This window comes from Kineococcus deserti (assembly GCF_050871945.1).
In the GTDB taxonomy this organism is placed as follows: domain Bacteria; phylum Actinomycetota; class Actinomycetes; order Actinomycetales; family Kineococcaceae; genus Kineococcus.
Genome location: NZ_JBJLSI010000023.1, coordinates 24,964 through 47,556, shown reverse-complemented (window position 1 = coordinate 47,556; position 22,593 = coordinate 24,964). Strand labels below are relative to the sequence as shown.

At 74.5% G+C, this 22,593-nt stretch carries 21 protein-coding genes; 7 read left to right on the top strand and 14 right to left on the bottom strand.

Annotated features, from left to right (window positions below):
- Positions 1 to 8 precede the first annotated feature (8 nt).
- The 5 genes from ACRYR2_RS16870 to ACRYR2_RS16850 form a co-directional block, all read right to left on the bottom strand.
- On the bottom strand, positions 9 to 821 hold the full coding sequence (locus ACRYR2_RS16870) for an ABC transporter permease (protein WP_432564051.1): 813 nt from the start codon (positions 819 to 821) through the stop codon (positions 9 to 11).
- A complete protein-coding gene (locus ACRYR2_RS16865; protein ID WP_432564050.1) occupies positions 821 to 1,753 on the bottom strand; it encodes an ABC transporter ATP-binding protein in 933 nt (310 codons plus the stop codon). Before ACRYR2_RS16865 ends, ACRYR2_RS16870 begins: the two co-directional genes overlap by 1 nt.
- A 148-nt stretch (positions 1,754 to 1,901) precedes the next feature.
- Complete coding sequence (locus tag ACRYR2_RS16860) at positions 1,902 to 2,750, bottom strand: MaoC family dehydratase (protein ID WP_432564094.1); 849 nt, start codon at positions 2,748 to 2,750, stop codon at positions 1,902 to 1,904.
- On the bottom strand, positions 2,750 to 4,042 hold the full coding sequence (locus ACRYR2_RS16855; RefSeq protein WP_432564049.1) for a 3-oxoacyl-ACP reductase: 1,293 nt from the start codon (positions 4,040 to 4,042) through the stop codon (positions 2,750 to 2,752). Before ACRYR2_RS16855 ends, ACRYR2_RS16860 begins: the two co-directional genes overlap by 1 nt.
- 32 nt (positions 4,043 to 4,074) lie before the next feature.
- Positions 4,075 to 5,316, bottom strand: a complete 1,242-nt coding sequence (locus tag ACRYR2_RS16850; RefSeq protein WP_432564048.1) for an acetyl-CoA C-acetyltransferase — start codon at positions 5,314 to 5,316, stop codon at positions 4,075 to 4,077.
- Positions 5,317 to 5,402: 86 nt separating this feature from the next.
- On the opposite strand from ACRYR2_RS16850, the gene ACRYR2_RS16845 reads away from it, so the two are divergent.
- The 5 genes from ACRYR2_RS16845 to ACRYR2_RS16825 all read left to right on the top strand — a co-directional run bounded on the left by ACRYR2_RS16845 (position 5,403) and on the right by ACRYR2_RS16825 (position 10,982).
- Positions 5,403 to 6,059, top strand: a complete 657-nt coding sequence (locus tag ACRYR2_RS16845) for a TetR/AcrR family transcriptional regulator (RefSeq protein WP_432564047.1) — start codon at positions 5,403 to 5,405, stop codon at positions 6,057 to 6,059.
- Positions 6,056 to 7,996, top strand: a complete 1,941-nt coding sequence (locus ACRYR2_RS16840) for an acyl-CoA dehydrogenase family protein (RefSeq protein ID WP_432564046.1) — start codon at positions 6,056 to 6,058, stop codon at positions 7,994 to 7,996. Before ACRYR2_RS16845 ends, ACRYR2_RS16840 begins: the two co-directional genes overlap by 4 nt.
- Before the next feature lie 114 nt (positions 7,997 to 8,110).
- Entirely contained in the window at positions 8,111 to 9,580 is a 1,470-nt protein-coding gene (locus ACRYR2_RS16835; protein ID WP_432564045.1) for a GGDEF domain-containing protein, read from the top strand.
- Entirely contained in the window at positions 9,570 to 10,619 is a 1,050-nt protein-coding gene (locus ACRYR2_RS16830) for a lipoyl protein ligase domain-containing protein (protein WP_432564044.1), read from the top strand. The genes ACRYR2_RS16835 and ACRYR2_RS16830 overlap by 11 nt, the downstream gene beginning before the upstream one ends.
- Before the next feature lie 144 nt (positions 10,620 to 10,763).
- Positions 10,764 to 10,982, top strand: a complete 219-nt coding sequence (locus ACRYR2_RS16825) for a hypothetical protein (protein ID WP_432564043.1) — start codon at positions 10,764 to 10,766, stop codon at positions 10,980 to 10,982.
- On the opposite strand, the gene ACRYR2_RS16820 is transcribed toward ACRYR2_RS16825, so the two are convergent.
- The gene (locus tag ACRYR2_RS16820) at positions 10,942 to 11,889 is read right to left on the bottom strand and encodes a hypothetical protein (RefSeq protein WP_432564042.1); all 948 of its coding nucleotides are present in this window, start codon (positions 11,887 to 11,889) and stop codon (positions 10,942 to 10,944) included. The genes ACRYR2_RS16825 and ACRYR2_RS16820 overlap by 41 nt on opposite strands.
- Complete coding sequence (locus tag ACRYR2_RS16815; protein WP_432564041.1) at positions 11,886 to 12,548, bottom strand: MerR family transcriptional regulator; 663 nt, start codon at positions 12,546 to 12,548, stop codon at positions 11,886 to 11,888. Before ACRYR2_RS16815 ends, ACRYR2_RS16820 begins: the two co-directional genes overlap by 4 nt.
- A 62-nt stretch (positions 12,549 to 12,610) precedes the next feature.
- Between ACRYR2_RS16815 and ACRYR2_RS16810 the strand changes: the two genes are divergently transcribed.
- The gene (locus tag ACRYR2_RS16810) at positions 12,611 to 12,976 is read left to right on the top strand and encodes a DUF2834 domain-containing protein (RefSeq protein WP_432564040.1); all 366 of its coding nucleotides are present in this window, start codon (positions 12,611 to 12,613) and stop codon (positions 12,974 to 12,976) included.
- 54 nt (positions 12,977 to 13,030) lie between these two features.
- Here ACRYR2_RS16810 and ACRYR2_RS16805 read toward each other — a convergent pair whose 3' ends face one another.
- The 5 genes from ACRYR2_RS16805 to ACRYR2_RS16785 all read right to left on the bottom strand — a co-directional run bounded on the left by ACRYR2_RS16805 (position 13,031) and on the right by ACRYR2_RS16785 (position 19,932).
- Entirely contained in the window at positions 13,031 to 13,531 is a 501-nt protein-coding gene (locus tag ACRYR2_RS16805) for a DUF4383 domain-containing protein (protein ID WP_432564039.1), read from the bottom strand.
- A 116-nt stretch (positions 13,532 to 13,647) separates the two neighbouring features.
- A complete protein-coding gene (locus ACRYR2_RS16800; RefSeq protein ID WP_432564038.1) occupies positions 13,648 to 14,508 on the bottom strand; it encodes an NmrA family NAD(P)-binding protein in 861 nt (286 codons plus the stop codon).
- Positions 14,509 to 14,516: 8 nt separating this feature from the next.
- Complete coding sequence (locus ACRYR2_RS16795) at positions 14,517 to 15,938, bottom strand: FAD-binding oxidoreductase (protein ID WP_432564037.1); 1,422 nt, start codon at positions 15,936 to 15,938, stop codon at positions 14,517 to 14,519.
- Between the two features lie 52 nt (positions 15,939 to 15,990).
- Positions 15,991 to 18,858 (bottom strand): ATP-binding protein, encoded by a 2,868-nt coding sequence (locus ACRYR2_RS16790; protein ID WP_432564036.1) that lies wholly within the window; start codon positions 18,856 to 18,858, stop codon positions 15,991 to 15,993.
- 39 nt (positions 18,859 to 18,897) lie between these two features.
- On the bottom strand, positions 18,898 to 19,932 hold the full coding sequence (locus tag ACRYR2_RS16785; RefSeq protein WP_432564035.1) for a LacI family DNA-binding transcriptional regulator: 1,035 nt from the start codon (positions 19,930 to 19,932) through the stop codon (positions 18,898 to 18,900).
- A 122-nt stretch (positions 19,933 to 20,054) separates the two neighbouring features.
- Here ACRYR2_RS16785 and ACRYR2_RS16780 point away from each other — a divergent pair, with 122 nt between their 5' ends.
- The gene (locus ACRYR2_RS16780; protein ID WP_432564034.1) at positions 20,055 to 21,248 is read left to right on the top strand and encodes a phytanoyl-CoA dioxygenase family protein; all 1,194 of its coding nucleotides are present in this window, start codon (positions 20,055 to 20,057) and stop codon (positions 21,246 to 21,248) included.
- 26 nt (positions 21,249 to 21,274) lie between these two features.
- Here the strand turns inward: ACRYR2_RS16780 and ACRYR2_RS16775 are convergent, their stop codons facing one another.
- Positions 21,275 to 21,775, bottom strand: coding sequence for a DUF4383 domain-containing protein (locus ACRYR2_RS16775; RefSeq protein WP_432564033.1), 501 nt, complete (start codon positions 21,773 to 21,775; stop codon positions 21,275 to 21,277).
- Positions 21,776 to 21,878: 103 nt separating this feature from the next.
- Positions 21,879 to 22,574 carry an SDR family NAD(P)-dependent oxidoreductase gene (locus tag ACRYR2_RS16770; protein WP_432564032.1) on the bottom strand — a complete coding sequence of 232 codons (696 nt, stop codon included), beginning with the start codon at positions 22,572 to 22,574 and terminating at the stop codon, positions 21,879 to 21,881.
- Positions 22,575 to 22,593: the final 19 nt, after the last annotated feature.

Here is a 22,593-nt window from a genome sequence, read left to right as displayed (position 1 = left end):
GCCAGAGGTCACACCCGCGGCGACCAGCGGAACCGCCGCTGCACCACCACGACGCTCAGCACGATCCAGGCCAGCACCACCCCGGCGGCCTGCCAGACCTCCGCGCCGGACGGGCTGCCGGTCCAGCCGGCGCCCACGAGGTCGAGCACCGGGGACAGGGGGGTGAACTGCGCGATGTCGCCCAGACGCTCGGGCAGCACCTCCAGCGGCAGGGCCATCCCGGCGCCGAGGACGGCGATGCCGAGCACCGGCAGGCTCGTCACCTGCACCGACTCCAGCGTGCGGGAGAACATCGCGGTGATCAGCGCCAGCCCGGTGAACACGGCGCTGCCGGCGAGGACACCGGCCAGGCACAGCAGCGGGTTCTCCGGGACGGGCAGGCCGAGGACGGCGGCACCGGCGGCCGCCAGGACGACCGTCTGGACGAGGGTGATGGCCACGGCGGGTGCCGCGAGCGCCACCAGGATCTCCGCGTCGGCCGCCTCCCCGGTGCGCAGGCGTTGCAGCACACCTTCTTCGCGGCGGGCGACCGCGGTGGACAGGACGTTGTAGTACACGACGAACAGCAGCAGCATCCCGACCGTGCTGGCGATGGCCAGCGCGGTGGCGTCCCCGCCGTCGCCGACGCCTCCCTCGAGGAGGCTGAACAGGCCGATGACGCTGATCGGCATGACGAGCGCGATGGACATGAGGGTCTTGTTGCGCCGCAGCAGGAGCAGTTCGGCGCGGGTCAGGGACCAGGTGCGGCGCAGGGTGCCGGGGACCCTGCTGGTCGTCTCGACCGCGGGGCTGTTCTGGACGGTCTTCTCGAGGGTGCTCATCAGGCGGCCTCTCCGACGGTGTTCTCGGGACGTTCGGTGGTGGTGGCGGCGAGTTCGAGGAACGCGGTCTCCAGCGAGGCCGGAGTGGCCTTCAGCTCGGGCAGGACCAGGGTGCGGCTGTCGGCCCAGGCCAGGACGCGGGACAGGCTGCGCTGCAGGTGGTTCGTCCGGACGACGACGTGGCGGCCGGACACGCTGACGGTGTCCCCGGCGTCCAGGTCGGCCGGGTCGGGGTGGCCGGCCTCGGCCCGCCAGCGGATCTCGGAGCGGTGACCGGCGACGACGTCGGCGATGGTGCCCTCGGCCGCGACCAGGCCGCGGTGCATGATCGCCAGGCGGTCGGACAGTTCCTCGGCCTCCTCCAGGTGGTGCGTCGTCAGCAGGACGGCCGTTCCCCCGGCGACGAGTTCGCGCACGAGTTCCCACACCGAGCGGCGCGACTGCGCGTCCAGCCCCGTGGTGGGTTCGTCCAGGACGAGCAGTTCGGGCCGGCCGAGCAGCGCGACGGCCAGGTCGAGCCGGCGGCGTTCCCCGCCGGACAGCGACTTCACCGCGGCGTCGAGCTTGTGCTGCAGGCCCACGGCCTCGACGGCCTCGGCAGTGGGGCGGCTGCGGGTCAGCGTGCCGCTCCACATCTGCAGCGTCTCGGCGACGGTCAGCTCACCGGGCAGGTTGCCCGACTGCAGCACGACGCCGGTGCGCGGGCGGACCGCGCGGCGGTCGCGGACGGGGTCGTGGCCCAGGACGCTGACGCTGCCCGTGGTAGGCCTGGCCAGGCCGGTGACGACGTCGACGGTGGAGGTCTTGCCGGCGCCGTTGGTGCCCAGGAGCCCGAACACCTCCCCCCGGCGGACGGAGAAGCTGATGCCGCGCACCGCCCGGGTGCCACCGGCGTAGGTGCGTGTGAGGTCCCTGACGACGACTGCGCTCATGTCCTCGAGGCTGGCCCCGGATCCGGCCCACGCCCCGTGCCCGCGATCACGACTTTCCGCCGCTCCTGCACACCCGGCCCGTGACGAACCTCATGCCTCCTCCGTGATCACACCCTCCCGTGATCGTGCACTCGCGGGTCCGGCTCGGTCAGGCGCGGGTGGTGAGGCGGGTGGCCAGGTGCAGCTTGCGGCCGTCGCGGCTGCGGACGGCGCTGACCCACCCCGCCGGGGTGGGACGGGCGACGTGCCGGACGGTGGCCGGCACGAGCAGCGGCGCGCCGAAGTCCACCTCGTACCGGCCCGCCTGCAGCGCGGGACCGCCGAGGTCGGCCAGGGCGCGGGAGGCGGTCCACATCCCGTGCGCCAGGGCGCGGCGGAACCCCAGGGGCCGGGCCGTCAGGGCGGACAGGTGGATGGGGTTCACGTCCCCGCTGACCTCGGCGTAGCGGCGGCCGGCGTCGGCGGGCACCCGCCACAGCGTTCCCTGCCCCTCCGGCGCCTCGAGCCGCTCGAAGTCGCGGGGCTGGCCCGGCCAGTTCACGCCGCGGGCGAGGTAGCGGCTGCGGCCGGTCCACACGACGTGCCCGGCGGCGGCGACCTCGGTCTGCAGGTCGACGGTGGCGCCGCGGCGGTGCGCCAGCATCCCCACGGCCCGCACGCTCACGTCGACGGTCTCCTCGGCGCGCAGCGGACGGGTCTGCTCGAACTCCTGCGCCAGGTGCACGAGCCCGAGCAGCCCGAACGGGAAGGGGTCCCGCACCATGAGGTCGACCTGCAGGCCGAAACCCACCAGGTGCGGGAACGGCAGCGGCACGGTGTCGCGCACGGGGAACCCGGTGCTGCGGCAGAAGGCGGCGAGCCGGGCGAGGTCGAACCGCACCCCGCGCCGCACGACGCGGGTGCGGGGGAAGTCGACCGAGCGCCGGGGCCGGGTCAGCACCGAGCGCGCGTACAACTGCGGCAGCGAGGGCTCAGCGGTCAGTTCACGGTCCGCCATCACGCCCCCAGCAGGTTCTGGCCGCACACCCGCAGCACCTGACCGTCGATGCCCGCGGCGTCCGGCTGGGCCAGCCAGCCGATCGTCTCGGCCACGTCGACCGGCAGACCGCCCTGCTGCAGGCTGGAGATCCGCCGGCCCAGTTCCCGCGGCACCGGCGGCATGGCCGCGGTCATCGGCGTCTCGACGAACCCGGGGGCGACGGCGTTGATCGCGAGACCGCGCTGCGCCAGCGGACCGGCCAGGGCCTGCACGAGCCCCACGAGTCCGGCCTTGCTGGTCGCGTAGTTCGTCTGTCCCCTGGCTCCCGCCAGGCCGTTCATGGAGGACAGGCAGACGAACCGCGCGCCCGGCGCCAGCGCCCCGGGGTGGTCCAGGAGTCCGGTCGTCAGCCGGATCGGGGCGGCGAGGTTCACCGCGAGCACGGAACCCCAGGCGGCCTCGTCGAGGTTCACGAACGACCTGTCGCGGGTGATGCCGGCGTTGTGCACGACGACGTCGGCGCCGTCGAACCGGTCGGCCAGGTGGGTGGCCAGGGTCCGGGGCGCGTCCTCGGCGGTGACGTCCAGGTGCAACGTCGACCCCTGCACGCGGTTGGCGACGGCGGCGAGCTTGTCCCCCGAGGCGGCGACGTCGACGCAGACCACGTGGTGCCCGGAGCGCGCCAGCACCTCGACGGTGGCCGCTCCGATGCCTTGCGCCGCACCGGTGACGACGGCGACCCGACGGTCCCGGGGGGGCACGGGAACTCCGGCGCCGACGACGAGCGGCTGCCCGTCGACGAACGCCGAGCGGGCCGAGCAGAAGAACTCCACCGCCGACCGCACCGACGTCCGGGCGCCGTCGGCGACCCGCAGCAGGTTCACGGTCGTCCCGCCGCGGGCCTCCTTGGCCAGGCTGCGGACGAAACCTTCCAGACCCTGCTGGACGGCGCGGGCCTCCACGTCCGGCAGTTCGGCCGGGACCGCGGACAGGACGACCACCCGGCCGGTGGTCCGCCTGAACTCCGGGGCCAGCCCGGCGCGCAGCTCCTCGAGCTCGGCGACCCGGCGCAGCCCGGTCGCGTCGACGACGACGGCTCCCAGCCGTTCGTCGCCGTCGTTCCCCAGGACGACCTCGACGCCCGCGGCGCGCAGCCAGCCGGTGACCTCGGCGGTCCAGGAGGCACCGCTCAGGCCGAGCACGCGCGCGGGACCGGTCAGCAGGTCCTGACCGGCTTCGTACCGCCGCAACCGCGGAGGTTTCGGCAGCCCGGCGCGGGAGGCGAGGAACCTGCCCGGCCCGGTGCCCACGAGCGCACCGTACGGATCGGCACCCAGCACCATCACGCCTCCACCAGCGCCGCGATGCCCTGGCCCCCTGCGGCGCAGATGGAGATGAGCGCCCGGCCGCCGCCGCGTTCGTGCAGCAGCTTGGCCGTGGTGGCCAGGATGCGCGCGCCCGTCGCGGCGAACGGGTGCCCCGTCGCCAGCGAGGAACCGGCGACGTTGAGCCGTTGCCGTTCCACGGTTCCCGTGCCGTTGGCCTCCCACGCCGCCAGGGTCGCCAGGACGGTCGAGGCGAAGGCCTCGTGGACCTCGACCAGGTCCAGGTCGGCGAGCGTCAACCCGTTGCGCTGCAGCAACCGCGGGACGGCGACGACGGGTGCGGTGAGCAGGCCCTCGCCGTGGACGTGGTCGACCGCGGCCGTCTCGGCGTCGACCAGGTGGGCCAGCACCGGCAGGCGCCGGGTGGCGGCCCACTCGTCGGAGGCCAGCAGGACGGCCGCGGCCCCGTCGGTCAGGGGCGTGGAGTTCCCGGCCGTCATGGTCGCCGCGCCGTCCAGGTCCGCACCGAAGACGGGTTCGAGGGCGGCGAGCTTGTCGAGGGAGGTGTCCGGCCGCAGCAGGTCGTCGCGGCGCACGCCCAGGTACGGGGTCAGCAGGTCGTCGAAGAACCCGCGGTCGTAGGCGGCGGCGAGGTTGCGGTGGCTGGCCAGGGCCAGTTCGTCCTGCTCCTCGCGCGAGACCTTCCACTCCAGCGCCGTGCGGGCGGCGTGCTCGCCCATCGACAGGCCCGTCCTGGCCTCGGCGTTGCGCGGCGGCACGGGTTTGAGCTGCCCGGGACGCAACCTCGCCAGCGCCGCCAGCCGCGCCGTCGGGGACTTCGCGCGGGAGACCTCCAGCAGCACGCGGCGGAGCCCGTCGTCGACGGCGAGGGGTGCGTCGCTGGCGGAGTCTGTCCCGCCCGCGATGCCGGCCTCGATCTGCCCCAGGGCGATCTTGTTGGCCACCAGCACGGCCGTCTCCAGGCCCGTGGCGCAGGCCTGCTGCACGTCGTAGGTGGGTGTGGCCGGGTCCAGCGCGGTGGACAGCACGGCCTCGCGGGTCAGGTTCAGGTCGCGGCTGTGCTTGAGGACGGCGCCGGCGACGACCTCGCCGAGCCGCTCCCCCGCCAGCCCGTAGCGGGCCACGAGCCCGTCGAGGGCGGCGACGAGCAGGTCCTGCGCCGAGGCCTGGGCGTAGCGGCGGCCGGCGCGGACGAACGGTGTGCGGTTTCCGCCGACGATGGCGGCGCGTCTGGTCACGGAACCTCCTCGTACGACGTGGACGTCCCCGAAGTTATCAGGTACTTGCAGTACCCGATACCCGTCGTAGGAGGTACCGTCGAGGAGTGGATGTCATCGAGGACGGACTCGCGCAGGACGGACGGCGGACCCGGTGGGTCGAGCACCGCCGGCGTCGCCGCGAGGAACTCGTGACCGCCGCGCTGCGGGCCATCACCGCCAAGGGCGCCGGGGTCGGCATGGACGAGGTCGCCGCCGTCGCGGGAACGAGCAAGACCGTCCTGTACCGGCACTTCACCGACAAGGAGGACCTCTACCTCGCGGTCGCCGAGCGGGTGAACTCCCGGATCCTGCGCGAACTCGGCGAGGCCGTGGAGCGGGCCACCGGCCCGCGCGACGCCCTGGCCTCGATCATCGCCGCGTACGTCCGGCTCGTGGAGGCCGACCCGGAGGTCTACCGGTTCGTCGTCTCGCACCCGCTGCTCGAACGGCCCGTCTCCAGCGATCCCGTCCAGCGCCTCTCCGGCACCATCGCCGCCGAGACGGCGCGCACCATCACGGCCCACCTGCGCGTCGCCGGTGCCCGGGACTCCTCCGCCGACGCCCTCGCGCACGGCCTCATCGCGATGATCCGCACCGCCGCCGACCGGTGGATCTCCAGCACCGACCGGATCCCGGCCGCCACGCTCGTCTCCGACCTGACCAGTCTCGCCTGGGGCGGCCTGTCCGCCGTCCTGGCGCCCGCCCCGGAGGAGGTTCCGTGACCACGATCGAGGAACGACCCGCACCGACCGCCGCTCCGCTGGACACCGAGGCGCTGCGCCGGCACCTCGACGGCCGGTTCGCCGACCTGAAGGAACGTTTCCGCCGGCAGGCTCCCCAGGACCTCTTCGGCCCGCTGGACCACCTGTCCACCCGCGAGCACCGCGACCTGACCCGCGAGCGGCTGCGGACGCTGGCCCGGTGGGGCGGTCACGAACTCGGGTACTCCTCGCGCTGGGGCGGCGGGGACTCCCCCGGCGGTCAGGTCGCCCAGTTCGAGATGCTGGGTTTCGGCGACGCCTCGCTCATGATCAAGTCCGGTGTGCAGTGGGGGTTGTTCGGCGGGGCCGTGCAGGCCCTGGGCACCGAACGCCACCACGCCGAACTCCTCGGCCCGCTGCTGCGCCTGGAACTCGTCGGCTGCTTCGCGATGACCGAGACGGGGCACGGGTCCGACGTCTCCTCGGTGGGCACCACCGCGACGTACGACCCCGGCACGCAGGAGTTCGTGGTGAACACCCCGGACGCCTCGTGCCGCAAGGACTACATCGGCGGTGCGGCCGAGGACGCCGACATCGCCGTGGTGTTCGCCCAGCTGGTGACGGCCGGGGAACCGCGGGGCGTGCACGCCTTCGTCGTGCCGCTGCGGCGCGACGGGAACGACGTCCCGGGCGTGACCCGCGAGGACGACGGGCGCAAGATGGGCCTGAACGGCCTGGACAACGGCCGGCTGAGCTTCGACCACGTGCGGATCCCGCGCACGGCGCTGCTGAACCGGTACGCCGACGTCGCCGAGGACGGCACGTACTCCTCCCCCATCGCCAGCGCGAACTCCCGGTTCTTCACGATGCTCGGAGCCCTGGTCAAGGGCCGGGTCAGCGTCTCGGGGGGTGCGCTGTCGCAGACGAAGGTCGGCCTGGAGATCGCCCTGCGCTACGGCGCCCGCCGCACGCAGTTCAAACGCCCCGGCGGCGACGACGAGGTCGTCCTGCTCGACTACCTCGCCCACCAGCGCCGGTTGCTCGTCCCGCTGGCCACGACCTACGCGCTGTCGTTCGCCCAGGACGAGCTCATGGGCGAGATGGACGAACTGCTCGGCGTCCAGCTGTCCGGCTCCGAACCCGACCCGGCCCGGCAGCGGGCGTTCGAGGGACACGCCGCGGCGATGAAGGTCGCCTCGACCTGGCACGCCACCCGGACCCTGCAGACCTGCCGGGAGGCCTGCGGCGGCAACGGCTACCTCGCCGATTCCCGGCTGCCGCAGCTGAAGGCCGACACCGACGTGTTCACGACCTTCGAGGGCGACAACACCGTCCTGCTGCAACTGGTCGCCAAGGGCCTGCTGACCTCGTACGCGCAGCAGTTCTCCGACCTCGACACCCTGGGCATGGCCCGGTTGGCCACCCGCGACTTCGTCACCACCTACGCCGGCCGCAGTCCGGCCCGCTCGCTGGTCGCCGACGTCGTCGAGGCCGGCCGGGTGCCCGACGACCTGCACGACCGGGCCTGGCAGTTGCGGATGCTCACCGACCGGGAGCGGCACATCACCGAGTCGCTCGCCAAGCGGATGCGGCGGGCCCGGTCCAAGCCGGAGGCGGACCGGTTCACGGCGATCGACGACCTGCAGGACCACCTGCTGCTGGCCGGGCGCGCGCACACCGACCGCATCGTGGCCGAGGCCTTCGCCGCAGCCATCGCCCGGTGCGAGGACCCCGCCGTCGCCACCCTGCTGGGCGACGTCTGCGACCTGCACGTGCTGGCGCTCCTGGAGGCCGAGAAGGGCTGGTACCTGGAGCACCGGCGGATGACGACCCTGCGCGCCAAGGCCATCACCACGGCCGTCAACACCCTGTGCCGCAAGCTGCGCCCGCGCACCGAGGAACTGCTCGCCGGGTTCGGGACGCCGCGCGCGTGGTTGGCGTCGTCGTTGGTCGACTGACCCGTTCGGTCGACGTCGCGAGGGGAGTTCCCGAACTCCGCCCTGAAACGCTCGTCCGCGTGCCAGGCTGGGCGACAGAGGGATTCGTCCTCGGCGGAAGGGGGCGGGGCTCTCGTGCGGCTGCGCAGCGGGAACCGGTTGCACGTCGCGTCGATCAGCGGCCTGGCCCTGGTGTGGGCGCTCATGGTCAACACCTACGCCGGCGCCACCGACGCCCCGGTGGTGCTGGTGGAGGTGGCCGCCTCGGCCGTGCTGGCGACGACCGCGGCGCTGGCCCCGACCACCCGTGCCCGGTGGATCGTCGGGCTGCTGGCAGGCTGGGCGACGCTGACCGCGGCCGGGGACTCCTACTGGCTGCTCACGGCCGCGTCGCCGGCGGTGGCCTACGCGACCGGTCAGCACGAGCCCGCCGCCACCGTCGCGGCGATGCTGCTGCGTTACCCCCTCGGCGCTCTCCTCCTGGCTCTCGCCCTGCCGGAGGCAGCGCGGCGCCGGGGAGGGTCGTCGCTCGGCGGCGCCCTCGGCGTGGCCCAGGTGGCGACCAGCGCGGCGACCCTGCTCGCCCTGCTCACCCCGTTGGGCGCCTTCATCGCCCACAACCGCCCGTACTCCGTCTTCCTGGCCTTCGACGTCGCACTGGTCGCCGCGGCGGCCGGGCTCCTCGTGCGGCAGGGCACGACCCTCACGTCAGCCGCCCCGGCGACGGCCGCGCTGACCCTGGCCGCCGCCGACGCGCTGATGCTGCTCAGCCTCCTGGAGTCGACGGCCTGGACCGGCGTCCTGTCCTTCACCCTCGCCCTCGCCGGCTGCGCCTTCTGCACCGTCGTCCTGCTGCGCCGCGGTGACCCCGTCGCGCCGTTGGCCGCGCTGCCACCCGGAGCAGTGGGCACGACGAGGGCGACCGGCCTCCTCCTGCGCGTCCTGCGGCGGTTGCTGCTGCCGGTGAGCGTGCTGGTCGTGTCCACCGCCGGCCTCACGCAGCGCACGCTGACCGGCCACCAGGTCGGGCTGGTCGCGGTGGCCCTGGCGCTGGCCCTCGTGGAGGCCCTGTGGCACGTCGTGCAGGCGGAACGCGCCGAACAAGCCGCCGCCGCGGTGGTCCGTGACGAGCTCACCGGCGCGTGGAACCGCCGCGGGCTCGACCGGGAACTCCAGGCACGTCGGCAGCGGCGCCTCCGGGGTGGCGAGCAGGTCTGGGAACTGCTCGTGCTCGACCTCGACGGCTTCAAGCTCGTCAACGACACCCACGGCCACGCCGCGGGCGACGAGGTCCTGCGCGTCACCGTGCGGCGGATCGCCGAGGTCGTCGGCGCACTGGGACTGGTCGCACGGCTGGGCGGCGACGAGTTCGTCGTCGTCGTCCAGGACCGTCGTCCCGACCTGGTGGATCGGCTGCGCCGAGCCGTGGCCGAGCCCGTGGTGCTGGCCGACGGGTCCTGCTCCGTGTCGACGTCCATCGGTGCGGTGACGTTCGAGCCGCAGACCGACGGCGGCGTCGACGCCCTCCTGCTCGAGGCCGACCGCCGGATGTACCGCCACAAGCACGCCGGGCGGCACGACGTAGCCTTCGACCGTGCACGGTGAGTACAAGGTTCCCGGCGGGAAGCTGGTCGTCGTCGACCTCGACGTGCTCGAGGGGCGGTTGGCGGACGTCCGGCTCAGCGGCGACTTCTTCCTCGAACCCGACGACGCGCTCGAGGCGATCGACGCCGCGCTGACCGGCCTGCCGGCCGACACGGAGGCGGCCGACATCGCGGGCCGGGTGCGCGCGGCGCTGCCGCACGACGCCGTCCTGCTGGGGTTCACCCCGGAGGCCGTCGCGACCACCGTCCGCCGCGCGGTCGGGGGCGCCACGGGCTGGCTGGACCACGAGTGGCAGTTCGTGCACACCGGCCCGCAGGCGCCCATGGTGCACATGGCCCTGGACGAGGTCCTGACCCGTGAGGTCGCCGCCGGGCGCCGGGGACCGACGCTGCGCGTGTGGGAGTGGGCGAGCCCGGCCGTCGTCCTGGGCAGTTTCCAGTCGCTGGTCAACGAGGTCGACGGCGAGGCCGCGCAGCGCCTCGGGGTCGAGGTGGTGCGCCGCATCTCCGGCGGCGGGGCGATGTTCGTCGAACCGGGCAACACCATCACGTACTCGCTCTACGCCCCCGGCTCCCTCGTCGAGGGGCTCAGCTTCACCGAGTCGTACGCGTTCCTCGACGACTGGGTGCTGGTGGCGCTGGGCGATCTGGGCGTCAAGGCCTGGTACCAGCCCATCAACGACATCGCGACCGAGCAGGGCAAGATCGCCGGCGCCGCGCAGAAGCGCCTGGCGGACGGAACCGTGCTGCACCACGTCACGATGTCCTACGACATCGACGCCGTGAAGATGCTGCAGGTGCTGCGGATCGGCCGGGAGAAGCTGTCCGGCAAGGGGTTGGCCAGCGCGGCCAAACGCGTCGACCCGCTGCGCCGGCAGACGGGGCTGCCGCGCGAGGAGGTCATCGACTCGATGGTCGCCACGTTCCGCCGGCAGTACGGGCTGGCCGACTCGGACCTGACGGCCGCCGAGCTCGAGGCCGCCGAGGAGCTGGTGCGCGAGAAGTTCGCCACCCGCGACTGGGTGGCACGCATCCCCTGATCACACCGCCGTCCAGCGGGCGGACCAGCCGAGCGTCCGCGCGGTGAGCTGCCGCCGCGCCGGCGGATCGCAGTGGCGGTTCGCGCCGTCACCGGAGACGCCGGTTCCGTGGACAGCGGGTGCCGGGAAGCGCAGACTCAGGTGGTGGAGCACACCGTCGAGCGAGGCACGCGCACCGGGGTCGTGCGTGACGCCGACCGGCCCGGCCGGGCGCTGCGGGTCACGACCCACCCCGAGGCCGGCCGCGTCGTCCTGTCGGTCTGGCAGGACACCACCTGCACCTCGACCGTGCGCCTGGACCGCGCCGAGGTCGTCGAACTGCTCACCGCGCTCGGCGCAGCGTTGCTGCCGCCGGAACGCTGACGGCCAGGGCCAGCACGGCAGCGGCCGTGAGCACCGCCGGGGAGGGCCGCAGCAACGGCTGCCCCAGCAGGGCCTGGACGGTCAGCAGGCCGGTGAGCGCGGCGTAGCCGAGGCTGGCGACCAGGACCAGCCGGAACCTGGTGCGCTCGTCCCGCAGCGCCGTGGCCCGACGGCTGAGCACCTCCAGCAGCAGCAGCCCCAGGGGGATCACCTGCAGGGCGTGCAGTCCGACGAAGTGCGGGATGCGCAGGTCCCCGCCCTCGGTGCTCCAGCCCAGGAACGGCAGCCCGGGTCCCCCGTCGGCGACGCCGACGGCGTGCGCACCGACGACGCCCCGGTGGTCGTCGAGCTGGTCCTGGGTCGGGCTGGTCATGAGGAAGGCCAGCGCCATGCCGATCAGGCCCAGGACGACACCGGCGCGGAGGGCGAGCGTGCGCGCCCGGTCGGGCAGCGGGCTGCGGAACACCAGCAGCCCGACGAGCAGCGTCATGACCCACACGGCGGCGATGGAGGCGGCCATGACGCCCCACAACGCCGTGTTCAGCCGGGTCGCCACGTTGAAGTGGCTGGTGGTCCCCGCGGCGGCGGCCCAGGTGATGACCACGATCTCGGCGACGAGCCCCACCACGGTGACCCACGCCGCGACCCCGGCCAGGCGCGGCCGGCGCAGCCCGGGCAGACCCACGAGCCAGGCGAACGAGACGGCGTAGATGCCGATCGAGAGCGAGAACTTCAGCGGTTTGAACCAGGCGTTCTGGCCGAGCACCTCCCGGGGGTCGGCGACGGCCAGGACGAGGCAGGCCACCGACAGGACGGCCATCGCGGCGGCCAGGACGAGCAGGGGCCGGTTCCAGCGGACGGGAACGGGCAGGGTGGTGCGAGGGGTGGATGGGGCGATCGTGCTCACGGCGTGCTCCGATCGGTGGGTGGGTTGAGGCCGTAGCGCTGGGTGGCGGCGTGTTCCTGGGCGATGCGGCGCAGGCCGGCGAGGAGCTGGTCACCCAGGACGGTCCCGACGACGACGGTCTGGGCCGCGGAGTCGCGGTCACCGCCCTCGGCGGCGGCCCGGATCCCCGCGGAGACGGCGTCGACGTCCGCCGCGGCGACGATGTCGGCGGCGCGGGCGTAGGCGGGCAGCACCGAGACCAGGTCCTCGCGCCCCACACCGGCCCAGCCGTCGAGGACACCGGCCACGGCGCGCAGGCCGGGGTTGCCGTCGTGGACGTGCCAGCCGTGCTCGGCGACGAAGGCCTCGGCGCGCTGCACGGCCTGCGCCGAAGGTGGTGCGATCGCCTGCGGCAGAGCGTGCTGGGCGACACCCAGAACCTCCCCGAGGGGGAGTTCGGGGGTGTCGACGGCGGTGAGGACGCGGGCGACGGCCGCCACCGGCAGGCCCCCGACGTCGATGAGGGAGCGGATGAGCCGCAGCCGCTGGAGGTGGGCGTCGGTGTACTCGGTCTGGTTGTAGCCCGTGCGCTCCCCCGCGGGTAGCAGCCCTTCCCGCGTGTAGTACTTGATCGACGCCGTGCTGACGCCGCTGCGGGAGCTGAGCTCGGAGATGCGCACGAGTGGTAGTGTTTCTATCGATAGTGGAACTGTCAATGCGTTGCCGTCATCGGAGGTGTGCCGTGACCGTTCCGGGCAACCCGCCCACCGCCCACCGGGGCAGCCCCGCCCTGGCCGCCGTCTGGTTCGCCCTGGCCCTGGCCGGCCTCGTCGGGACCTGGACCTTCAACCTGCGGTTCATCGCCGACCCGCAGGGCCTGGGCTACGTCGAGGCGTGGTTCGTCAACCCCGCCAGTTCGTCTGCGGCCGTCGACGTCCTCGTCGTGGCGCTCGCGGCCTGCGTGCTCTTCGTCGTCGAGGGCCGGCGGCTGGGCTGGACCCGCTGGTCGTGGCTGCTCGTCCCGCTGACGTTCGCCCTCGCGCTGGCGTTCACGTTCCCGCTGTTCCTGGGCCTGCGTGAACTCACGCTGCGCCGCCGGACAGCGTGAACCCCGGGCCGTCCGCCGTGGACGACCCGGGGTTCGCGGTGCTGAGGAGGCGGCTCAGAAGGCGCCGTGGCGCTGGACCTGCCGCTGCCTGCTGACGTGCCCGCCCACCAGGGTGATCACGCCCAGCGCCAGGTACAGCCAGTTGCTGGCCGGATTGGTCGGCAGGACGTCGGCCGGCGAGTTCGCCACGATGCCCGCCCCGGCGACCCCCATGCCGATGAGCACCAGCGCGTGCAGCACGACGTTCTTGTGCGCCTGCCGCACCGACCCCGCGAACGCCAGCACCGTCACGCCGTACAGGAACAGCAGCGCCGAACTGACGACGGAGACCGTGAAGACGCCGAACAACTGGGCGTCGCTGCGGAAGAACCCCATCTCGTCGTAGTTCGCGGTGATGCCGGGCACGAAGCCGAGGACGCCGAGGAGGGTCAGCAGGGCGCCGGTGGCCTGCGCGTGCCGCCGGACGGGCCCGCCCCGTGTCCCGACGGCGTCGACCGCCGGGTCACCCGTCCTTCCGTACGGCTGGCTGGGCAGTGCTGCGCGGGAGGTTTCCACGTCGGGCCTCTCGGGTGGTCGGGTCCTGCCGGCTCACGACCGGCTTCTCGGGTCAGGGCGCGCCGCTGGCTCGACGATCCACCTCGAGGATGGCCTACCGCGCAGGCGTCCGCACCTCAGGTGGCCGCGGCCCGCACCGGCGAGCGCCCGAAGGCGGCGGCGCGCTCCCTGGCGAACTCGGCGAACGGCCGCGCGTCGTGCCCGGTGAGCGCCCGCACCGCACCGGTGGCGGACGTGTCGACGGTTCCGGCCCTGGCGCCGGCGAAGAACCGCAGGACGAACTCGACCACCTCCCCGGGCAGGCCCGCCCCGAGCATGCCGGCCCGGGCCACGTCCTCGGGCAGGTCGACGTACTGCACGGGCCGCCCCGTGGCCGCGGACAACTCCTCGGCGATCCGGGCGTGCGACAAGGCCTCCGGTCCCGACGGCTCCCAGACACCACCCGCCGGGCCGTCCGCCGTCAGCGCCGCGACGGCGCACGCCGCGACGTCGCGCGGGTCGACGTAGGCGATCCGGCAGTCACCGGCCGGCGCCGGGAGCACCCCCTCGGCCACCGCGGCGGCCGAGGCCAGCAGGTTCGTGCAGAACGTCCGCGGCCGCAGCAGGACCCACGGAACCCCCGAGGACAGCAGGTGCTGCTCGATCTGCGCGTGCCACCGTTCGAAGACCAGCGGCGAGTCCGGGGACGGGTGCGGTCCGGAGAGCTTCACGACGCGCTCGACTCCCGCGACCCGGGCGGCGTCGACGGCGGCGCACTCGTACGCCACCTGACCGGGAACGTTGCCGCAGGCCAGGAAGACGCGGTCGACGCCCCTCACCGCGCGGGCCAGCGAAGGCGGATCGGCGAAGTCGCCGACGACGGGTTCGGCTCCGGGCGGCGACGCCGAGGCGTCGCGGACGAGAACGCGGGTGGGGATCCCGCGCTCGCACAGCCCGCGCACGACGTGCGCTCCGACGGAGCCGGTCGCACCGGTCACGAGAACTTTCACTTCGAACCTCCCGAGGGGACGATGTTGACGTTGGCGGACAGGACGTTGCCGGGGTCGTAGGTGTTCTTCAGGGCGGCCAGCCGGGCCAGCCGGGAACCGTAGGCGGCCCGCACCCCGGCCGGGCCCTCGTCGGACAGGAACGTCGCGAACTGCTCACCGGTGGCGTACGGCCGCAACGCCTCCCAGCCCTGGCGCACCCACTCGCGGTGCGGCCCGGGATCGGTGCCGGCGGGCCACAGGGCGACGAACCGCAGCTCGAAACCCTCCCGTCCACCGACGGCGGTGGCCTCGGCCGGCACCCGGCCGGCCGCACCGCCCAGGACCCAGCCGGTGACCACGGCCTGCGGCGACGGTGCCGACTCCACCCGGGCGGCGACCTCCTGCGCGACCGGGTCGGTCAGCCGCTCCAGCCGCTGCGAACGCCAGGTCGCGGCGTCACCGCCGGGGACGCCGGCGTCCAGCACGGTCTGCAGCACGCGGTAGGGAATCGGCCGGACGGCGTCGGCGACGGGATTTCCGACGGCCCGCAGGGGCGCCAGGACCCGGGTCCCCTCCTCGAACCCGCCGCACCAGGCCAGCAGCAACCCCAGCACCGGGCGCCCGGACCACGCGGGCGGCAGGAACGGCAGCGGCGGTGCGCGGTGCGCCACCACGACGGCGGAGAACTCGTCGGGGGCCGTGGCCGAGAACTCCGCCAGGGCCCGCAGCACCAGTGCCGCCTGGTCCAGCGGCCAGTACACGAAACCCCCCAGGACCAGCGGGCCCACCGGGTGCAGGTCGTACTCCAGGGCCGTGGCGATCCCGAAGTTCCCGCCGCCACCGCGCAACCCCCACAGCAGTTCCGGTGTCCGGTCGGCGTCGGCGCGCACACGCCGGCCGTCGGCCGTCACCAGGTCGGCCGCGCGCAGGTTGTCGACGGTCAGCCCGTGCCGGCGCGCCAGGTGCCCGAATCCGCCGGCGAGGGTGGACCCGGCCACGCCGACCCGGCTGACGGTTCCCCCGGTCGTGGCCAGCCCGTGGCGCTGCGTGGCCAGGTCGAACTCCCCCCACACCGCGCCGCCGGCGGCCCGGGCGGTGCGGGCGGCCGGGTCGACCTGCACCCCCTTGAGCAGCGACAGGTCGACCGTCACGGCGCCGTCGGCCACGGCGTGTCCCTGCACGGAGTGGCCGCCGCCGCGGACGGTCAGGGGCAGGTCCTGGTCCCGCGCCCAGCGCACGACCTCGACGACGTCGTCGGCGCCGGCGCAGCGGGCGATCAGCGCCGGCCTGCGGTCGACCGCGCCGTTCCACGTCCGCCGGGCCTCGTCGTACCCCTCCTCCCCCGGCCGCAGCAGCGCGCCCCGGAACCGTTCGCGCAACCTCGTGCCACTCCTCGTCGTCAGCGTCGTCAGCGGCGTCATCGGCGTCATCGGCGTCATGACGGCGAGGGTGCGCCGGGGGCGGTTCCACGGGCGTTCCGCGCTGGACCGCTCAGCGTTCCAGCACGGTCCGGGCCAGCTCGTCCCACACCCGCACGTCGCCGGCCAGCAACGCCCGCGCGGCGGCCCCGGCGCCCGTGCGGTCCCCCACGACCTCGCACGCGGCGAGCCGGATCCGCAGCAGCATCGCCGGCGTTCCCGGTGCGGTGAGCCGTCCCGGGTCCGCGAGCGCCGCGTCGATCGCGGCCAGGCCCTCCCGCGACCGCCCGTCGACGACGCGCAGGTGGCCTTCGAAACCCGCGGCGACCAGCCTCACCGCGGGGGCCTGCACGTGCGGCAGCAGTTCCGTGAGCTCGTGCGCGTGCCGCCGCAGGGCCTCGACGTCGGCGAGCTCCAGGTCCAGCAGGGCCGCGAACAGCAACGCCGCGCCGAGGGTGAACGGGTGCCGCCCGCGGTGGGCCAGGGCGAGCGCCTCGTCGCGGCGCCGGCGGGCGGTGCCGGGGTCGCCGTCGGCGAGGTCGAGCAACGCCAGCCGTGCCAGGCACAGCACCTGGGGATCCTGGGCGAAGGAGCGCAGGTGCACCGGCCGGTCCTGCGGTCGGTAACGGGCCAGGGCGGCCTGGAGGTGCCGGCGCGAGCGGGTCCGCTCCCCCCGCCAGTACGTCGCCACGCCCTGCAGGAAGTGCCCCTCGACGGCGACGAGGTCGTCCTGCGAGGTGGCGTGCAGGCGCTCGCCGAAGCCGAGGGCGGCGTCGACGTCCCCGCGCGAGAGGGCCGCCATCCCCAGCGCCCGCAGCACCGGTGCGGCCGGTTCGCGGCCCAGGGCCCCACCCAGGGCCGTGGCGTCGGCGAGGACCGCGGCCAGCCGCGGGGAGCCGTACCCCTCGACGGCGGCCAGCGGCGCGCTGAGGGCGACGAGGACGTCGAGTTCGCGCTCGTCCCGGGACGGGGCGTCGGCGCTCACCCGCACCGCCTCGCGGGCCCGCTCGAGCAGGTCGACCGCGTCGGCGTCGGCGTGGACCCGTTGCGCCGCGACGGCGGCCCGGCAGTACCAGGCGACCGCCTCGGCGTTCCGGCCGGCGGCGTGCAGGTGCGCGGCGATCCGGCCGGCCGGCGCGTCGCGCCGGTCGGGGTCGTGGCCGGCCAGGGCCCGGGCCAGCAGGACGTGGTCGTGCCGGCGACGGGCCGGCTCCAGCGAGCGCACCGCGACCTCGCGCAGCAGGTCGTGGCTGAAGTCGTAGGTGCTGCCGCCGGCGATCAGCAGCCCGCGCCGCCACAGCTCGTCCAGGTCGCGGGTCAGCCCGTCCTCGTCGTCCGGCCGCAGGGCGCTCAGCACCTCCACGGGCACCGACGAGCCCGCCGTGGCGGCCAGACCGACCAGGTCGCGGGCGCCGGGGCTGAGCTGGTCCAGCCGCGCCTGCAGCACCGCCCGGACCGGTGGCACCAGCACGTCGGGAGCCCCCGGGCCCGGCCAGCCCGCCCGCACGGCCTCGACGACGAACAGCGGGTTGCCCGCCGTCTCGGTGGCCAGCCGGGCCGCGGTGGCCGCGTCCACCTCGTGCCCGGCGACCGCCGTGGCCAGGGTGCTCACCTGCGCCGCGTCCAGCGGCGCCAGGTCCAGCTGGGTGCACCGGCCCAGGGCGTGCAGCGCGGTGAGCAGTCCGCGCAGCGGGTCGCCCGGGTCGGTCTCGGCCAGCCGGGCCGTGGCGACGAGCAGCAGCGGCGCGGTGGGCCGGGTCCGCAGCAGGTGGTGGACGAACGCCAGGGTCTGCCGGTCGGCGGCGTGGACGTCGTCGGCCACCAGCAGCACGGGCCCGCGCGCGGCCAGCAACGCGTCCGCGACCGCGTCGAACAACTGCCTGCGGGGGTCCTCGTCGGCGGGGGCCGCGGTGGCCGGCAGCCCGGGCACGAGCCGGGCAAGGACGGCCAGCGCGGCGGGCTCCAGCGCGTCCCGCCAGGAGCCCAGGGCCTGCAACCACTCCACGACCGGCCCGTACGCGGGCGCGCCCTCCACCGGGTAGGAGCGGGCGGTGGCCGTGGTCGCGCCCCGGCGGGCGGCCCAGGCCCGCAGCTCCTCCACCAGCCGGGTCTTGCCGATGCCGGGTTCGCCGGTGACGACCGCGCACTGCGCCGCGCCCCCGCGGGCCCGCGCCCACAGCTCGGCCAGCAGGCGGCGTTCGGGGCGGCGGCCGACCAGCGGGGCCGTTCCCGGAACGCGCTCGTCCCGCCCCCCGCGGGGCAGCAGCGCCTCGTAGGCGGCCCGGGTCCGGGCGGAGGGTTCCGTTCCGAGTTCCTCGCGCAGCACGGCGGCGCACTCGTGGTAGGCCCGCAGCGCCCGTGCCCGGTCGCCGCGCGCCTCGTGCAGCCCGATCAGCCGGCGATACGGCTCCTCGGTGAGCGGATCGAGGTCCCGCGCGCGCTCGGCCGCGGACACGGCGGCGGCGAGGTCACCGCGCCCGGCCAGGAGGCCGGCCAGCCGGTCCAGGGCCTCCACGGCTTTGCGCCGCAACGCCTCCCGTTCGGTCAGGACCCACTCCTCGTCCCAGCCGGTCAGCAGGTCACCGGTGTAGAGCGCGACGCCTTCGCGCAGCCGGTCCGGGTCCCGCGCGCCCGCGAGTCCGGTGAACGCGGTGACGTCCACCCAGGTCTCCGCCTCCCCCCACGCCAGCGTCGTCGCGGTCGAGCGCAGCACGGCGGCCGGCAGCGTGGTCCGCACCGTGTGGACGACGTGCCGCAGGTTCGTGCGGGCCTGCGCCGGCGCCGAGTGCGGCCACAGCAGCTGCGCCAGGTGCTCGCGGCGTTGCGGTTCGGGGCGCAGCAGCAGCCGGGCCAGCAGCAGCAGCGCGCGGCCGGACGCCAGCGGGACCACGACGCCGTCGACCCGCACGTCGGGAACGCCGAACAGGCGCACCTCCAGCACGCGGGTCATGGTCCGCGCGCCCGCGCCGGTTGACCAGGGTCAGCCGTCCCCGAGCAGCCCGGCCGGTTCGTTGAACGGCGTGACGACCTGGATCTGCGAGGGGTGCGAGCTCGGCCGGCCCGGCAACGCGCCCTGCGCCTGCATGACGGCCCGGCACACCCGGCGCACGTCGGCGCGCAGGTCGTGGTGCAGGACGGCCGTCAGCCGGCGTGCGCGCAGCAGGACGACGTTCTCGGCGTCGAGGTCGTGGGCGACGAAGGCCCGCACCGGCCGGGACGCGGCCTCGAAGGCCGCCAGGACGGCGCGGTTGCCGCCGCCGATCGAGTAGACCGTGTCGATGCCCTCGTGCCGGGCCAGCACCTCCGGCACGGCCGTGCCCGTGGCGGCGTCCAGACCGTCGGTGCCCTCCACCACGTGCACCGGCAGCTGCGGCGCCAGGTTCCGCAAGGCGGCGCGGAACCCGAGCTCCCGGTCCCCCTCCCCGCGGAACGTGCTGCGGCTCAACGCGACCAGCACGCCGGTGGAGTCGGGAGCCGCGGTGGTCAGCAGGTAGGCGGCGGTCGCCCCGGCCGCCCGGTCGTCCATCCCGACGTAGGCGATCCGCCGGCTGGTCGGGACGTCGGTGACGAAGGTGACGACCGGGATGCCGCGTTCCTCCAGCCGCGCGACCGCGGCCACCACGGCCGGGTCGTCGGGGGCCTTCAGGAGCACACCGCTGGAGCCGCGCTCGGCGATGGCGTCCATCGTCGCGGCCAGGTCCGCCGGTGTGCCGGCCTCGCGGAAGTGGAACCGGGCCCGCACCACGGCCGGCCGCAACGACGGGAGCTCGGCCTCCAGGGCGGTGCGGACCGCGCGGGAGAACCGGTCGGGCGCCAGCACGACGAGGTCGACGAAGAACGTCGCCCCGCCCAGCCGCACCTGGGAGGCCTGCCGGTCCAGGTCGGCGATCGCACGGTGGACCTCGGCGACCGTGGCGGCGCGCACCCCCGCGCGGCCGTGCAGGACGCGGTCGACCGTGGCGGTGCTCAGTCCGGCCTGCTGGGCGATCTCCCGGATGCGGTAGGGATGGCTCACCGCGTCTCCTCTGATGCGTTCTTGATGGATCGACGATGCCACGAACCCCTCACCGGCCGCTAGCCTCGAAGAGCGCCCACCGATCAGAGAACTCCCGACCCGACTCTCGACGAGGAGAAACCATGAGCGCACCGACCACGGCCCGCCCCCTCCCGATCCGCTTCCGCGAGAGCGACTGCGACGTCGCCGAGTTCGCCGGGCTCGTCGACCGGACCACCGACCTGGCCGCCTACCCGCACGCGGCCGACGTGCAGCGCAACGTGCTGGTCTACGACTCCGCCACGCTGCGCGCGGCGGTCGCCGACGACGCCGGCCGCGAGGCCGTCGAGGGTGAACTCGTGCGCGCCCTGACCGACGGGCCCGGCGTCGTCGTCCTCAAGGGGGCGTTCGTCGACACCGGCGTCGTCGACCGCGTCACCACGGCCTTCGAGGCGATGATCGCCGACGAGAAGGCCGCCGGTACCGCCAAGGGCGACCACTTCGCCAAGGCCGGCGCGAACGACCGGGTCTGGAACGCGCTGGAGAAGCTCGCCGTGCGCGATCCGGAGGCGTTCGTGGACTACTACGGCAACGACGTGCTCGCCCTCGTCTCGACGGCCTGGCTCGGCCCGGGCTACCAGGTCACCTCCCAGGTCAACGTCGTCCGCCCCGGCGGCAAGGCGCAGGACCCGCACCGCGACTACCACCTGGGTTTCCTGTCCAACCCGGTCGCGGCCCGCTACCCCGCGCACGTGCACCTGCTCTCCCCGGTCCTGACGCTGCAGGGGGCGGTGGCCCACAGCGACATGCCCGTCGAGAGCGGCCCGACGCTCTACCTGCCGTACTCCCACCAGTACCCGCAGGGCTACCTGGCCTGGCGGCAGCCGGAGTTCCGCGAGTACTTCGCCGCGCACCACGTGCAGCTGCCGCTGGCCAAGGGCGACGCGGCGTTCTTCAACCCCGCCCTGTTCCACGGCGCGGGCTCCAACGTCTCCGCCGACGTGCAGCGCGTCGCGAACCTGCTGCAGGTCTCCTCGGCCTTCGGCCGCGCGATGGAGACCGTCGACCGGGTCAAGACCGCCAAGGCCGTCTACCCGGCCCTGCTGTCCCGCAAGGGATCGGGAGCCTCGGAGGAGTTCCTCGCGAACGCGGTGACGACCGCCACCGAGGGGTACCCGTTCCCGACGAACCTCGACCTGGACCCCAACGTGGGTGGCCTCACCCCGTTGTCGGAGACCGAACTGCTGCACCGGGCGCTGGCCGAGGGCTGGCCCGCGGAGCGGACGAACGAGGAACTCGACGCCTACGCCGCGCGGCGTCGCACCGACGAGGTCTGAACCGCAGGCAGGTCCACCGGCACGGCTCAGAACACGCCGTGCCGGTGGATCTGCCGCCGTCGGGTCACCCACGAGCCGACGAGGAAGAACACTCCCAGGCCGAGGTAGAGCCAGTTGCTCGCCACGTCGGTCGGCAGCACGTCCGCGGGCGAGTTGAAGACGATCCCCGCACCCGCCACGCCCATGCCGATGAGGAGCAGGGCGTGCAGCACGACCGTCTTGTGCGCCTGGCGGACCGATCCCGCGAACACCAGGTGGGTGACGCCGTAGAGGAACAGCAGGGCCGACGTCACGATCGAGACGGTGAAGACCCCGAACAGCTGCGCCCCGCTGCGGAAGAACCCCATCTGGTCGTACTGGGTCGTGATGCCGGGCACCAGACCCAGGAGTCCCAGCGCGCACAGGATGAGCCCGGTGACCTGCGCGTGCCGCCGGACCGGGCCGCCGCGCGTCCCGACGGCCGCCACGGCCGGGTCGTCGGCGGACGGGAGGGCAGGAGCGCCGGTCGACGAGTGCGGAACAGCCACGTCACCACCTCCGGAGGATCGACCACCACGCCGGTGGTTCGACGTCAGGACGCCAGGATGGCGTGATCGCCGCGCCCCCGCACCCCGGCGGGCGTTCCCGGACTCACCAGGGCACCACGCCGTACCGGTTGCGGAACTGCCCCGTGGGGCCGTCCTCGCCGATCGTCGCGAGTTCGACGATCGCGTCGGTCCCCTCCGCGACCGTCTGGTGTCCGCCGTGGGCGTTGAAGTCCGTCGCGGTGTACCCGGGGTCGGCGGCGTTGAACTTCACCTCCGGCAGCGCCTTGGCGTACTGCGTCGTCAGCATGGTCACGGCCGACTTGGAGGAGGTGTAGAGCGGCATCGGGAACTGCGACTCGTCCGCGGCGGGGTCGTGGGTCAGGGCGAAGGACCCCATGCCGCTCGTGACGTTCACGACGACGGGGTTGGCGGAGCGGCGCAGCAGCGGCAGGAAGGCGCGGGTCACCCGGACGATCCCGAACACGTTGACGTCGTAGACGGCGAGGGCGTCGGCCGCGGTGAGCTCGTCGGCCGGGGCGTGCGGCCCGGGGACCCCGGCGTTGTTGACCAGGACGTCCACCGTTCCCTCGTGGGCGGCGACGTCGTCGGCCGCGGCCTGCACGGACGCCTCGTCGGTGACGTCGATCCGCACGAACCGCGCGCCGAGCGCGTCGGCGGCGGCCTGCCCCCGCTGCGGATCGCGAGCGCCGACGATCACGTCGTGCCCGGCCGCGATCAGCCGGCGGGCGGTCTCGTACCCGAGGGACTTGTTGGCTCCGGTGATGAACGTGGTGGTCATGGCGCCCAGCGTGCGCCGG